This is a genomic window from Pseudomonas sp. PARCl1 (genome assembly GCF_947311875.1).
Taxonomy (GTDB): Bacteria; Pseudomonadota; Gammaproteobacteria; order Pseudomonadales; family Pseudomonadaceae; genus Aquipseudomonas; species Aquipseudomonas juntendi.
This window is the reverse complement of sequence record NZ_CAMZMX010000072.1, coordinates 1-14,285: the sequence shown is the minus strand read 5'-3', so window position 1 is coordinate 14,285 and position 14,285 is coordinate 1. Positions and strand designations below refer to the sequence as shown.

The window sequence follows — 14,285 nt, the reverse complement described above, 5'->3', positions numbered from 1 at the left end:
TCGCCGATGGTAGTGTGGGGTTTCCCCATGTGAGAGTAGGTCATCGTCAAGATTCATTTCGCAAAACCCCTATCTGCGCATGCAGGTAGGGGTTTTGTCTTTAAGTAGGAACTACAGAGATTCGCAGGCACGTTCCAGTGACGGGCCAGCACACAGAATTTCTTGACGACCATAGAGCATTGGAACCACCTGATCCCATCCCGAACTCAGCAGTGAAACGATGCATCGCCGATGGTAGTGTGGGGTTTCCCTATGTGAGAGTAGGTCATCGTCAAGATTCAAACCCAAAGCCCCTGTCTGCAATGCAGACAGGGGCTTTGTCTTTTCAGGTACAGGGGCTGCGGTGAAAGTGCCAAACAGCCCTGGCCATTTGCCTAGAACTGATAACTCAGTGTTGCACTCACATTGCGCTCTTCACCCATGTAGCAGTAGTTCAGGCTGGCACATGAAGTGATGTAGCTTTCATTGGTGAGGTTATTGGCGTTCAGGCGCACATCTACACCGGTCAGGCCGACCTTGCCCAGGTCATAGCCCACGGAAGCATCGAACAGCGTGTAGGAGGGCACCTTCATGCTGTTTTCCGCATCCACCCAGCTGTAGCCCACATAACGCACGCCGCCGCCCAGCCGCAGGCCATCCAGGGCCCCTTGGTGGAAGTTGTAGTCAGCCCATAGCGAGAGCATCTGCTTTGGCGCCTGAGTCGGCGAGTTGCCCTTGTTGTCCAGGTTGCCCGACACCAGGCTCGGCATCGACTTGGAATACTCGATATCGGTAAAGGTGTAGCCACCCAGCAGCTTCAGGCTGTCGCTGAGCTGCACATGTGCCTCCAGCTCCAGGCCCTGCGAGCGCACTTGACCTACGGCGCGATAGAAGTCTTCGTTCGGTTGTTTCGACGCCAGGTTCTCTTGCTCGATGCGGAATACCGACGCGGTGAACAAATTGTCGCTGCCGCTGGGTTGATACTTGATGCCCGCCTCCCACTGCGTACCCTCGGTAGGTGCCAGAGGCCGGCCATCCTGATCGGAGACGGTATTCGGGTTGAATGACTCCGAGTAACTGACATAGGGCGCAATGCCATTTTCGAACAGGTAAAGCACGCCGGCACGCGTTGTGAACTTAGAGCGTTGGTCATTCACCTTGGTATCACTGTCACGGTTCTGTTCGGACACCTTCACCCAGTCCTGACGCAGCCCCAGGGAAAAGCGCCACTGATCAAGCTCCACCAGATCCTGTAGGTATACCCCCGTTTGCTGCAAACGGCGCTGATAGCGGTTTTCTCCCAGCAGCTGCAGGTTGCCATTACCGTACTGCGGGTTGCCGGCGTCCAACGGGTTTACGGTACCGTAACGCCATTCAACGTCAGCTTTGCGTCGCTGGTAGTCCGTGCCCATTAGCAGGGTGTGCTTGGCGGCGCCGGTGAAGAATTCTGCCTGCAGCATGTTATCGATGATGTACGAATGCAGCCGCTCGTCGCCGCCGGTGTAGGCGCGGTTCAGGATATTGCTTTCGGCATCTGCCCAACCGGCGGAATAAACCTGGTCCATCGACACATCGGAATCCTGGTAACGGAAGTTCTGCCGAGCGGTGAAGATGTCATTGAAGCGGTGCTCGAACTGATAGCTGAACGACTGTTGCGTGCGTTCGTAGCTGTCGATACCCGTTTCGCCTTCAAAGAAGTGATCGGAAAGGCGCAAACCATTACGCGGGTGCAGCATGCCGTCTGCCGGGTTACCGCCGTGGTAGCCGCCGTTGGGGTCGTGCTGCAGATAGGCCTGCAAGGTCAGCGAAGTATCTTCGCTGAAGTCCACGCTGATCGCGGGAGCAATGGCGTAGCGTTCTTCCTTGTTGTGGTCGAACTGCGTATCAGAGGCATCCGCCAGGCCCGTCAGGCGATAGGCGATACGCTGGTCTTCATCCACTGGGCCGCTGAAATCGAAGCCCATGCCGCGCTGGCCCTGGGTGCCGACCGTAGCTTGTACCTGATGGTAGGCGGAAAACAGCGGTTTCTTGGTGGTCAACGCGACCAACCCACCTGGTGAGCTGCGGCCGTACAGAACCGAGGACGGCCCCTTGAGGATGTCGATGCGCTCCAGGAAATACGGGTCCACCTGCATGGTGCTATAGGTGCCGTTGTCGCCCATGGATTTGAGCCCGTCGACGTAGATGTTGTCTACCGAGCCGTCGTTGAAGCCGCGCATCGCCACATAGTCATAGCGGTGCGTGGCACCGTAGGGGTTGGTTAGCACCCCGGGCGTATAGCGCATGGCCTGGGCGACGGTCTGTGACCCTTGGTCGTCGATCTGCTGGCGGGTCACCACAGATACCGATTGCGATGTTTCCACAAGCGGCATGCTGGTCTTGGTCGCCACTTGGCTGTGGGTCGCGTTATAGCCCTCGGTGCTACCCAGCGCATTACCCAGGCTGAAACCGCGGACGTCGGTGTCTGGTAACGACAACGCTGCGCCCAGCGGCTGCGCTTGCAACACGTAGCTGTGCCCCCCTTGGCTGACAGCGCGCAAACCACTGCCATTGAGGAGTTGGCGCAGAGCCTGTTCGGTGGCGTATTGCCCATTGAGGCCACTGGACTGCAAACCGTTGGTGAGCTGCGGCGTGCTCGACAGTGTGATGCCGGCTTGGCGGGCGAACTGGCTGAGCACATCGTCCAGCTGGCCTGCAGGTATGGAATAGTGCTGGCTGACCTGGGCTGTTTCCGCCGCCATGGCGGCCAGTGGAATAGTACTCAGGCCCAGGGCCGTGCCAAGTGCAGCTGCCCGCACTGCATTGCGTAACAATGCTGAGTGCAAGACAGGTCGAAAATCATTCGCGTTGAGTGTGCATACGTGCACGGTGTCGTTAGACATGTTCAAGTCCGTAGGGCTGTTGAGGGCGGAAGGTGTTGCTTACTGTCCTAGCCGGACTGCCATTCAAAACCCGCCAAAATACCTGGCACCGCCCTACGGCCACACCTGCATGTGCCGCCTGCTCAAGCCAGGCTTTCCACGCGTACCCACCAGCGTGTGCGTTGGCGCAGCCTCACTGGCAGCGTCTGGGGGAGTAGCTGCAGCAAAAGCTCCGGGTCTTCAAGGCGGAAGACCCCTGAGAGGCGCAAGCCGGCAACCGCTTCGCTGCAACCCAGGTAACCACGGCGATAGCGGCTGACCTGCGCGAGGAAGTCCGCCAGGCGCATGTCCCGGGTAACGATCAGCCCCTCGCTCCAGGCCATTGCGTCCATGTCCACGTGCTGCAGACGCTGCGCACCCTGTGCGTCCAGGCGCCAGTTCTGGCCGCTTTCGATCCACTGCAGCGGGCCGGTACCAGGCTGGTGAATCGCTACCCTGCCAGTGCCGACGCTGACGTGCGTACAGTCGCTGTCCTGGCGTACCACGAAGTGCCCGGCAAACCCTTCAAGCAAGGCATCGCGGCTTTGTACCAGCAGGGGGCGCTGCGCCGTGGTTGCCTGGCCGCAGGTAATCATCATTTCCCCCTGCTTCAGGCGAACCAGTCGCTGCTGCTCGTCGAAGGCCAGGTCCACGGCACTGTCTGTATTGAGTTGCATCAGGGTGCCATCTGGCAGCGTGAAGCTGCGGCGTTCACCCATGCTCGTGGCGTAGTCGGCGGTCCAGTAGCTGAGCCCATCCAGGTCTCGGCCCAGCCATGCCGCTGCGCCGACCATGGCCGTGCCACCCAGCAGTTTCAGCGCCTGGCGACGGTGCAGCCGACGCTGGCTGGTTTCAAGGGTCTGCAAGGCCAAACCGGCACCGGGAATGCCGCGCAGGTCGAGATCCTGGTGCATCTGCATCACCCGTTGCCAGGCTTGCTCATGCTCTTGGCGGGCCGCGCGCCACTGCACGCATTGCTGTTGCAGGGCGGCATCATGCCCGTTCTCGCGCAGCCTCAACATCCAGTGAATGGCCTGCTTGACCGCTTGTGTTCCGGGTTGTGCAGCAGCCATGGCGTCAGCATTCATCCTGATAGCGCAGCACGTAGCAGTGGTAGAGCGCATCGGCGATGTAGCGCTCCACGGTACGCACGGAGATACCCATCTGGTCAGCGATGACCTGGTGCTTCAGCCCCTCGCACTGGGCGAGCAGGAAAGCCCGGCGCACTTTGGGTTTCAGGCCATCGAGCATGCGCGCGATGCGCTCCAGCAACTCCAGCAACAGTTCGCGGGTTTCAGCCGCAGGCGCCAATGCTTCTGGCAGATGGGACAAGGCCTCGAGGTACGCCTTGTGTAGCTCCTCGCGACGCCAATGATCGATCACCAGCCCGCGTGCAACTTTGCGCAGAAACGCACGTGGCGTGTTCAAGTGCAGTTGCTCACGGCGCTGTAACAGGCGAACGAAGGTGTCCTGGGCCAGGTCGGCAGCATCAGCGGCGTTGCCCAGCTGGCTGCGCAGCCAGGCATGCAGCCAGCCGTGGTGGTCACTGTAAAGCGTTTGCACGGAGTCGTCGCTGGGCATGTGCGAGGTATCAACAATGGACATTAATGATAATTAGTCTCATTGTTGGCGGTGGCGCCATAATTTGCAACCTGTGCGTTTTCCAGCGGCGCATTGGCGGGCGCACACTAGTGTCGCGGTTGGCCATCCAGGTATTTGCGGATCACCCTTGCGCCGCTGTTCAGGTGTCGCTCCAGCACGGCAATGGCTTCTTCGACGTGCTTGTCACTGGCTGCGTTGACCAATGCGTTGTGATCATCCTGGGTGAGCTTGCCCAGCCCCATGGAGGAGAGGTGGAAGCGCAAAAAGCGTTCCTCCTCGTTGAGCTCGTCTTCGATCAGGCGTAGCAACTTCTTGTTTTTTGCCTTGCTGTACAAGGCCATGTGCAACAGACGGTTTAGCCGGCCGATTTCAGCGTGGCGGGTTTCATTCTCCAACTGCTGGATGTAGCCGCGTGCCTGGGCGATGTCGCTGGGCTCCAGCAACGGGATGGACTGGCGTAGCGCCTCGCTCTCAAGCAGTATGCGCAGCCCGTAGGTGTCTACCGCGTCCTCGCCGATCAAGGGCGCAACCACGGCGCCCTTGTGCATTTCCACTTTCAGCAGTGATTGCGCTTCCAGCTGGCGCAAGGCTTCGCGTACAGGCATGCGGCTCACCCCGAACAAGCTGGCCAGCTCTTGCTGGCGCACGGCGGTGCCAGGGGGCAAGCGACCGTCGAGAATGGCACTGCGCAGGCGTTCTTCGATCACGCCACGAGCCTGGTGCGGCAACAGTTGCTCGCTGGCCAACACATTGCTCAGTTTGAGTTTCTCGGCCACGTAAAGCCTGCCTTAACGATGACTAAAGTTGGATCCAATTACACTAGTAACTGCCTGTCAGGGTGTCAAACTCGGTCGATAGCGCCAGTAGCACCCCACAAGGCGCGGCTATGGTGGATGAAGTCGCCTGCCAAAGGAAGCAGCCTATAAAAGGATATAGTCATAAAGAGGGTGCAAGCTGACCAGCGGGTGGATGATTGCAGGGTGCCATTGTCTTTTGCCTTGGCAAGCCCCACCATCGCTGCTTTCGACTGGCCTGAACAGGGCTTCGCAGTGGCGATATCCTGGATGCTCAAACGCCTTGTGCGACCTGCCTTCCTTGCCGTGCTGCTGGGCGGTCTGCTGCTGGGCGGCTTGCACGCGGATTGGGACTTTTCCCAGATCAGCCGCAAGTCCCAGGCTTTGTATGGCCCGCTGGGCGCGGGGCAGGGTCGTATCGACGCCTGGCAGCGCCTGATGGCAACGCAGGCCCAAGGCAGCGAGCTGGAACGGTTGCAGGTGGTGAACCGCTTTTTCAACCAGCAACTGCGTTATGTCGAGGACATCGACCTGTGGCAGGAGGTCGATTACTGGGCCACACCGGTGCAGGCACTCATCAAAGGGGCCGGTGACTGCGAGGACTACGCCATAGCCAAGTATTTCAGCTTGCGGCGCATGGGTATTGCCAGCGAAAAGCTGCGTATCACCTACGTCAAGGCGTTGCGGCAGAACCGAGCGCACATGGTCCTGACCTATTATTCAAGCCCACAGGCCCAGCCATTGGTCCTCGATAGCCTGATGGACGCCATCAAACCTGCCAGCCAACGAACCGACCTGTTGCCGGTCTATGCCTTCAATGGCGAGGGGTTGTGGCTGACGGGGGCCGCAGGCAACAAAAAGGTCGGTGATACCAAGCGGCTTTCCCGCTGGCAGGATTTGCTGAAGAAAATGCAGGCCGAAGGCTTCCCGGCCGAACCGGTCTATTGAAGGAGCACAGATGTCACTGTTCAAACAATTGCTGTTGGCCATTTGCCTGTTCCTGGTGGTCGCCTTCAGTGGCAGTTTCATGGTCAGCCTGGAAAGCTCACGCAGCCAGTATGTCAACCAGCTGCGCTCGCATGCCCAGGATGCGGCGACCGCGCTGGCGCTGTCGCTGACGCCGAACATCGACGACCCGGCGATGGTCGAGCTGATGGTCAGCTCAATCTTCGACAGTGGTTACTACGCAAGCATCAAAGTTGTCGACTTGGGCTCAAATGCGGTACTGGTGGAGCGCCACGCCGAGCCGGACCCCGGCGGCGTGCCACAGTGGTTCGTGCGCTTGATCGGCCTTGAAGCCGCAGGTGGCGATGCCATCGTCAGCCGCGGCTGGCAGCAGGCCGCGCGCGTCGAAGTGGTCAGCCATCCGATGTTCGCCATCGCCAAACTTTGGCAGAGCGCTCTGGGCAGCTTGGGTTGGCTGCTGTTGTGTGGTGCCGCCAGTGCCGTGCTCGGTGCCTTGTTATTGCGCCGCCAGCTGCGCCCGCTGGACTATATGGTCGAGCAGTCCCATGCCATTGCCCGCCGCGAATTCCTGAGCCTGCCAGAGCTGCCGCGTACCCCGGAGCTGCGCCGGGTCGTGCAGGCCATGAACCAGATGGTTGAAAAGCTCAAGGCGCTGTTTACCGAACAGGCCGAGCGCAGTGAGCGGCTGCGGGCAGAGTCCTACCAGGACAGCCTCACCGGGCTGTCCAACCGCCGTTATTTCGAGATGCAGCTGAACACCCGGGTCAGTAATCTGGAAGAGGCCCGCGCCGGCTACTTGCTGCTCTTGCGGGTACAAGGCCTGGCCGGTTTGAACGCCCGCCTGGGCGGTCAGCGCACCGACCAGTTGCTACAGGCGGTGGGGGAGCAGTTGCGCCGTACCTGTGCCAGTTTCCCGGAAACCAAAGACCTGATTTCCCGCAGCCGCGGCGGCGAGTTCGCCGTATTGGCGCCGAGCATGGTGCATGAAGAGGCGGTACAGCTTGCCCAGGCGCTGGAAGCGACCCTGCTCAGCCTGCATGAAACCGGCGCCAGTGATGTTCACCCGGTGGCCTGCATCGGCCTTGCACCCTATAGCCCTGGTGACGCGCCACAGGCGCTGCTCAAGCTCGCCGACGAAGCCCTGGCCCGCGCCGAGAACCAGCCAACCCCTGGGTGGGTGTGCCTTGAACAAGGCGTTGCCGCCGTAGCAGCGGACAGCCAGCATGCGTGGCACGAGCGCCTGGACCAGGCTTTCAACAATGGCCGCTTCGAGTTGTTCTTCCAACCGGTGGTGGACACCGCCACAGCGCAACGGGTACTGCACCACAAGGTGATTTCGCGCTTGCAGGACGGGCAGGGCGAGGCCTTGCCCGCAGGGCGCTTCCTGCCTTGGCTGGAACGCTTTGGCTGGATGCCGCGGCTGGACGTACTGGTACTGGAGAACGTACTGGCCCACCTGCGCGGGCACGATCAGGTGGTGGCGCTCAACCTCTCCGCAGCCACCCTTGGCGACGCCAAGGCGCTGCAGCGGGTCTTCGAGCTGCTAGGCCAGAACGCAGCATTGGGCCCGCGCCTGGTGTTCGAAATCGGCGAAGAGCAACTGCCTGACCAGGCCGCCCTGGAACAGCTCACCCGACGGCTGCACGGGCTAGGCTTCGGCCTGGCGCTGCAGCGTTTCGGCGGGCGCTTCAGCATGATTGGCAACTTGGCCCATCTGGGCTTGGCCTACCTCAAGATCGACGGCAGCTACATCCGTAACATCGACCACGAGCAGCACAAGCGGCTGTTCATCGAAGCGATCCAGCGGGCCGCGCACAGCATTGATTTGCCATTGATCGCAGAACGGGTCGAGACCGAAGGGGAGCGAAAGGTACTGCAGGAGATGGGCGTAGGCGGAATACAGGGGCAGCTGGTTGGCGAGCCTGCGCCCTGGCGCTGATCGCATCAGGGAGGGAGCAGCCTGGTGTTGTGAAAGGGCCGCAGTGCGGCCCCTGTCGCGACGCAAGGCCGCTCTTGCTGTTAGCCCTCACAGCCCTTGATCAGCGCTCGCGCAGTGCTTCCGAACGTGCCTTCATGATCGGCTTGAGCAGGTAGCTCATGATGGTCTTCTTGCCGGTCATGATATCCACCGTTGCCACCATGCCTGGGATGATCAGCAGGGGCTTCTCATCGGTGCCCAGGTGGCTGCGATCAGTGCGCAGCTTGATCAGGTAGTACGTGGTCTTCTTGTCTTCATCTGTGATGGTGTCGGCACCGATCTGCTCCAGCTTGGCCTTGAGCCCGCCATAGATGGTGTAGTCATAGGCTGTGAATTTGACTGTGGCTTCCTGGCCAGGGTGCAGGAATGCGATGTCCTTGGGCAGGATCTTCGCCTCGATCACCAGCGTGTCGTCCAGCGGTACCACTTCGATGATGTCGCTACCTGGCTGGATAACCCCGCCAATGGTGTTCACCAGCAGCTGCTTGACGATACCTCGCACGGGCGAGGTCACCAGCGTGCGGTTTACCCGGTCGTCCAGCGCTTTGCTGGTTGCGGTGGCCTTGTTCAGCTCGGTGCGCGCTTCGTTCAACTGGGTCAGCGCTTCACTGCGGAACTTGCCGCGGGTCTCTTCGATCTTGCTCTGCACCTCGCGGATGGCCGCCTCTGCGCGAGGAATGGCCAGTGCCGTGGAGTCCAGCTGACCACGGTTTTCCACTTCGGCACGGCGCAGGCGCAGCACCTCGACCTGGGAAATCGCGCCGGTGGCCACCAGCGGTTCAGACATGCTGATTTCCTTTCGCAGCAACTCCAGGCTGTTGGCGTACTGGGCGCGCTTGGAGCTGTATTCGCGCAGTTCCTGCTGGCGCTGGACCAACTGCTGCTGCAAGCCGCCAATCTCGTCCTGCAGCTGCTGGCGCCGGCTCTGGTACAGCGACTCTTCGCTGGCAGCCTGGCTGGGTGCCGCCTTGCGCAAGGCTTCGTCGATTTTCAGTGGGCTGTCCTGCACCTCTGCACTCAGGCGCTCGACACGCAGGGCCATGGCCAGTCGGTCGGCCTCGGTTTCACCCACGTTGGAGGCGAAGCGGGTTTCATCCAGACGCAATAGCGGCTGGCCCACTTCGACAATCTGCCCTTCCTTGGCGAAGATCTCGGCGACGATGCCACCCTCCAGGTTCTGGATTTTCTGCACCTTGGACGACGGAATGGCCTTGCCTTCACCCCGGGTGACCTCGTCAATGGGGGCCACGCTGGCCCACACGATCAGGAACACGAAAAACAGGATGACGCCCCAGATAGTCAGCCGCACCACCCGTGGGGCATCCTCGATCAGGGCCTTGTTGACCTCTGGCAGCGGTTGGCCGCCCAGTGACTCGGAGCCTTTGAAATAGCGCCGCAAGCTATCCTTGAACTGCCCGATATCCAGCTTATGCAACACTGATCTGCCCCTTCTTCAGCGCGTCCATGACCGCGGCTTTCGGGCCGTCGGCGACAATCTGCCCGCGATCGATCACGATCAAGCGGTCTACCAGCGACAGCAGCGAGGCACGGTGGGTGACGAGCAGTACTGTCTTGCCTTCCACCACCGCCTGCAAACGTTGCTTGAGGCGCTCTTCACCGGTGTTGTCCATGGCACTGGTGGGTTCGTCCAGCAGCAGGATCTGCGGGTTGAGCAGCAGCGCACGGCCCAGGGCAACGTTCTGCCGCTGACCGCCGGACAGGTTCTGCCCGCGTTCGCCTACCTGCAGCTCATAGCCGTCCGGGTGCAGCCGGGCGAATTCATGTACGCCAGCCAGTTCAGCGGCCTGCAGGATCAGTTCGTCCTCGATGTAACGCGCACCGCTGACCAGGTTGTCACGCAGGGTGCCCGCCAGCAGTTGGATATCCTGCGGGACGTAGCCGATGTTATGGCGCAATTCGCTGACGTCGATCTGGCGGATGTCCACACCGTCCACCAGCAGCGACCCGCCGTCGGCCTCGTACAGGCCGACGATGAGCTTGGCCAGTGAACTCTTGCCCGAACCACTGCGGCCGATGATGCCGACCTTTTCGCCGGGGCGTATGGTCAGGTTGATGTTCTTCAGCGCCATGTTCTGCTGGTTCGGGTAGGTGAAGTCGACCCCACGAAACTCCACGCTGCCCTGCAGTACCTTGCGGCTCAGTGGGCGCTCTTCGAAATTGCGCTCTTGCGGCAGCTCCATCATGTGGTCCGTGGAGACCATGGTCACCTTGGCTTGCTGGTATCGCGCGAGCAGGCCGTTGAGCTGGCCCAGCGGGCCCAGGGCACGGCCGCTGAGCATGTAGCACGCTACCAGGCCACCCATGCTGAGGTTGCCGTCGATGATCAGGTACACGCCGACGCAGATCATTGCCACGCCTGCCAACTGCTGTATCAGCAGGGTGATGTTCATCGCCAGGCTCGACAGCACCTTCACACGCAGCTCCAGACGGCTGAGGGTGCCAAGGGTCTGCTCCCACATGTATTGGCGTTCGCTTTCGGCATTGTTGACCTTGACCGCATCCAGGCCGGCCAATGTCTCGATCAGGCTGGACTGGCGCTCAGAGGCTAGCGCCATGGTTCGCTCCATGGTTGCCATCAACGGCCGCTGCAGGGCATAGCCGATACCCAGGGCCAGGGGGAAGGCGATGATCGGAATCCATACGAGGTGCCCGCCAATGATGGCGATCACGATCAGGATCAGGATCGTGAAGGGCAGGTCGATCAGGCTGGTCAGGGTCAGCGAGGCAAGGAAGTCGCGTAGGCCCTGGAACTCGTGAATGTTCTGGGCAAAGCTGCCGACCCTCGCCGGCCGGTATTTCATCGACATGCCGACAATACGTTCAAACAGCGTTGCCGAGATGATCAGGTCGGTTTTCTTGCCGGCCAGGTCCAGGCACAGGCCGCGCAGGCCTTTGAGAATCAAGTCGAAGATATAGGCGCCGGCGATACCGATGGCCAATACCCAGAGCGTCGAAGTGGCTTGGTTGGGTACCACCCTGTCATACACGTTCATCACGAACAGCGGGGCGGCAAGGGCAATCAGGTTGATCACCAGGCTGGCGGCGATGGCATCGATGTACAGCCACTTGCTGCGCAACAGCGTGTCGCGGAACCACGACTTCGCCCGCGGGATCAGGTTGCCGTGGTTGACGTCGAACTTGTGCTGCGGCTGTGCGAAGAACACACGGCCGCTGTAGTCGCCTAGCAGGGCTTCGCGGCTGACGTGCACCTCGCCGCCGTCGCTTTCGCTAAGCAACAGGCGGGCGGTATCTTCGTTCTCCCAGCCCAGCAGAACGGCGCTGCGGCCCTCCTTGAGCAGCAGCATGGCCGGCATGGCTATAGTCGGGATCTGCTCAAGTTTGCGCTGCAGCAGACGCCCTTGCAGGCCGGCGCGGGCGGCGGCGCGGGGCAGCAGCTCGGGGCTCAGGCGCTGGGCGGGCAGCGGCAGGCCTGTGGTCAGCATGACCCGGCTGGCGGGTTTCTGGTGCAGGACACACAGGCTCAGCAGACTATCCAGCAACGGATCGTCATGCTGACTGCGTGGATCGTGGCTGAGTTGGACTCGACTGACTTCGGATTCCACGCGGCGCTCTCTTCATCCTTGTGGTGGGTGGGATAGGTGGGCTGCCGTTCAAGCTCGGCCGGCTCACCTTGGCATTCTAGGGTGCTGCCAGGCAGTACTGATGGCGGTGTGATACCGCAGGGCTCGGGCAGATGGCCATGGTCGCCTTGAATCGTTACTGAGTAAACAGTTCTGCGTGCTTCATTTCGACCAGAGGGTGCCGTGCAGTGAATGTTTCATATTCTGACTTGGCCCGTCGTGGTTTTGACGCCTGAATTCAGCATAGCTTGCCCTTTTTTCATGGCATGTGGTCTTGGAAAACCAGTGTAGACATGGTCAGTAAGCAGGCGCTGTTTTATTGGCGTTTTCTCGTCGGTTGTTAGTCAAAATTCATCTATAAAAAGCAGCCTGCCAAAGCATCCGCGATCAATAATCGCAGTTGGGTTTCAATCCCTCCTGGCGCAGCACTTCGCACCGATCGTTATCTCTTTGATTTGCACCAAGGAATGGCCCCTGACGGCGTGGCGCCAGCAGGTTGCGTGGTTGTCTGGCGACTCGGTTTTGCGAGGTTCGCGGTGTAGTTCGGCAAGGTTTATGCTTGCAAAGCGATAGCGTTGTCGAGTGATTGCAGGCGATCAGAATAATGGCGCCAGGTTGCTGCCTATCCAGTGGAAACCGGCCGTTGTGGCGCGGAAATAGTTAACCGTACTGCGCGCGAAACACCGGTTCGCTGACATACGACATTTGTCCTGCGGATAGGCTTGGCTAAGGTACGAATATCAATGTGACATTACATTGCCGATTGTTTAGGATGGCCTGTATAAGGTCAATAGTTTGGCAGTTAAGTAATTCCAAACAGTTATAGACGGAATATTGACGTCAAAAAACGTCAAAGATCATCGACATAGTTCCGCCTGAAGTGGCCTGCAAGTGCCGCTCTGGCACGGAAGTACCCACCGGGTCACACGGAGAGTCCAATGAGCAGCGTTGTAGCCATCGTCAAAAGTATTGTCGGCCAGGTTATCGCGGTATCCCCAGAGGGCATCCGGCGTGTACTCATTGAAGGTGACCGTCTGTTGGCCGGTGAGGAAGTGCTCACTGGCCCTGGTGGCGCAGTTACCCTGGAACTGGCTGATGGCCGCCTGCTCGACCTTGGCCGTGACAGCCAGTGGAGCGCCGATACACCCGACAGCAGCACCGACCTTGCCCAGGCCACTGCCCAGGCAGCGCCTTCGGTAGAAGAGCTGCAGCAGGCGATTGCTGCGGGTGTCGACCCGACTACCGAGCTTGAAGCTACCGCTGCTGGTCCGTCGGCAGCGGGTGGTGGTGGCGCGGCGGGCGGCGGCCATAGCTTCGTAATGCTGGAAGAGACTGCGGGCCGGGTTGATCCGACCGTCGGTTTCCCAACCGAGGGTTTAAGCTCTGCAGCCGCGCTCAACAGCGTGCAGGTCGGTCAGCTGGGCACCAACAACAATCTGGTGACCCCACCGACCACCGACGCCAACGTTGCTACCGACCTTGTCCTCGGCGCCACCCCTTCCATCAGTGAAGCGGGTGGCGTCATCGTCTATACCGCCACCGTGGGTCAGGCGCCAACTACCGACCTGGTGATTACCCTGTCCAATGGTGCCGTGATCACCATACCGGCGGGGCAGGCAAGCGGCAGTGTCAATGTCCAGGTACCGGCAAACGATACGCCTTACATTGATGGCGGGCAGATCTCGACGACCGTCACCGGGAGTACTGGCGGTGGCGGCCTGACCGTCACATTGCCGCAAACGCCGGCGGTCACCCAGGTGACTGATACCATCGACACCACCACCGCAACGCTTACGGCTTCGCCGAGCGTGACCGAAGGCGGCGTGATCACCTATACCGTGACCCTGAGCAACCCTGCTCAGACGCCGGTAACCGTGACCCTGTCCAACGGCCAGACTGTGACCGTTGAAGCTGGCAAGACCCAGGGCAGTGTCGATTTCCAGACGCCGGCCAACGACGTTTACAACAATGGCTCCACCATTAGCGTCACCATCGAAAACGCTACTGGCGGTAACTTTGAACAGCTGACGCCGAACCCGACCCCAGCTCAAACCACGATCAATGACTCGGTCGACACCACCACTGCAACGTTGACCGCGAGCCCGTCGGTGACCGAAGGCGGTGTGATCACCTACACCGTGACCCTGAGCAATCCTGCCCAGACGCCGGTTACTGTGACCCTGTCCAACGGCCAGACCGTAACCGTTGAAGCCGGCAAGACCCAGGGCAGTGTCGATTTCCAGACGCCGGCCAACGACGTTTACAACAATGGCTCGACTGTCAGCGTCACCATCGAGAACGCCACCGGCGGTAACTTCGAGCAACTGACCCCGAACCCGACTCCGGCTCAGACCACGATCAATGACTCGGTCGACACCACCACCGCAACCCTCACTGCATCGCCGAGCGTGACCGAAGGCGGCGTGATCACCTATACCGTGACCCTGAGCAACCCTGCTCAGAC

General features: G+C 60.5%; 9 protein-coding genes and 1 rRNA gene. 4 read left to right on the top strand and 6 right to left on the bottom strand.

Annotated elements, in window-relative coordinates:
* The first annotated feature begins 161 nt into the window (after nt 1–161).
* Nucleotides 162–277 (top strand): 5S ribosomal RNA (gene rrf / locus QME24_RS23830).
* Between the two features lie 97 nt (nt 278–374).
* On the opposite strand, the gene QME24_RS23825 is transcribed toward rrf, so the two are convergent.
* The 4 genes from QME24_RS23825 to QME24_RS23810 form a co-directional block, all read right to left on the bottom strand.
* The gene (locus tag QME24_RS23825) at nt 375–2,861 is read right to left on the bottom strand and encodes a TonB-dependent siderophore receptor (protein WP_232893117.1); all 2,487 of its coding nucleotides are present in this window, start codon (nt 2,859–2,861) and stop codon (nt 375–377) included.
* Between the two features lie 122 nt (nt 2,862–2,983).
* Nucleotides 2,984–3,952: a FecR domain-containing protein gene (locus QME24_RS23820; RefSeq protein ID WP_192441382.1), complete on the bottom strand. Its 969-nt coding sequence runs from the start codon at nt 3,950–3,952 to the stop codon at nt 2,984–2,986.
* Nucleotides 3,953–3,956: 4 nt separating this feature from the next.
* Nucleotides 3,957–4,460, bottom strand: coding sequence for a sigma-70 family RNA polymerase sigma factor (locus QME24_RS23815; RefSeq protein WP_029886245.1), 504 nt, complete (start codon nt 4,458–4,460; stop codon nt 3,957–3,959).
* Between the two features lie 107 nt (nt 4,461–4,567).
* Nucleotides 4,568–5,257, bottom strand: coding sequence for a GntR family transcriptional regulator (locus QME24_RS23810; RefSeq protein WP_054906150.1), 690 nt, complete (start codon nt 5,255–5,257; stop codon nt 4,568–4,570).
* 204 nt (nt 5,258–5,461) lie between these two features.
* Here QME24_RS23810 and lapG point away from each other — a divergent pair, with 204 nt between their 5' ends.
* Nucleotides 5,462–6,223 carry a cysteine protease LapG gene (lapG, locus tag QME24_RS23805; RefSeq protein ID WP_172828432.1) on the top strand — a complete coding sequence of 254 codons (762 nt, stop codon included), beginning with the start codon at nt 5,462–5,464 and terminating at the stop codon, nt 6,221–6,223.
* Between the two features lie 10 nt (nt 6,224–6,233).
* On the top strand, nt 6,234–8,180 hold the full coding sequence (gene lapD, locus QME24_RS23800; protein ID WP_280091817.1) for a cyclic di-GMP receptor LapD: 1,947 nt from the start codon (nt 6,234–6,236) through the stop codon (nt 8,178–8,180).
* A 100-nt stretch (nt 8,181–8,280) separates the two neighbouring features.
* Here the strand turns inward: lapD and QME24_RS23795 are convergent, their stop codons facing one another.
* The gene (locus tag QME24_RS23795) at nt 8,281–9,657 is read right to left on the bottom strand and encodes an HlyD family type I secretion periplasmic adaptor subunit (RefSeq protein ID WP_009685658.1); all 1,377 of its coding nucleotides are present in this window, start codon (nt 9,655–9,657) and stop codon (nt 8,281–8,283) included.
* Entirely contained in the window at nt 9,647–11,803 is a 2,157-nt protein-coding gene (locus QME24_RS23790; RefSeq protein WP_054906148.1) for a type I secretion system permease/ATPase, read from the bottom strand. The genes QME24_RS23795 and QME24_RS23790 overlap by 11 nt, the downstream gene beginning before the upstream one ends.
* A 956-nt stretch (nt 11,804–12,759) precedes the next feature.
* Here QME24_RS23790 and QME24_RS23785 point away from each other — a divergent pair.
* Nucleotides 12,760–14,285: retention module-containing protein (locus QME24_RS23785; protein WP_281691071.1), on the top strand; the 1,526-nt coding region annotated here is incomplete at its 3' end.

Excerpts from the sequence above, each read along its gene's own strand:
- QME24_RS23825 (WP_232893117.1), bottom strand. The coding sequence starts at position 2,861 with ATGTCTAACGACACCGTGCACGTATGCACACTCAACGCGAATGATTTT.
- QME24_RS23820 (WP_192441382.1), bottom strand. The coding sequence starts at position 3,952 with ATGGCTGCTGCACAACCCGGAACACAAGCGGTCAAGCAGGCCATTCAC.
- QME24_RS23815 (WP_029886245.1), bottom strand. The coding sequence starts at position 4,460 with ATGCCCAGCGACGACTCCGTGCAAACGCTTTACAGTGACCACCACGGC.
- lapD (WP_280091817.1), top strand. The coding sequence starts at position 6,234 with ATGTCACTGTTCAAACAATTGCTGTTGGCCATTTGCCTGTTCCTGGTG.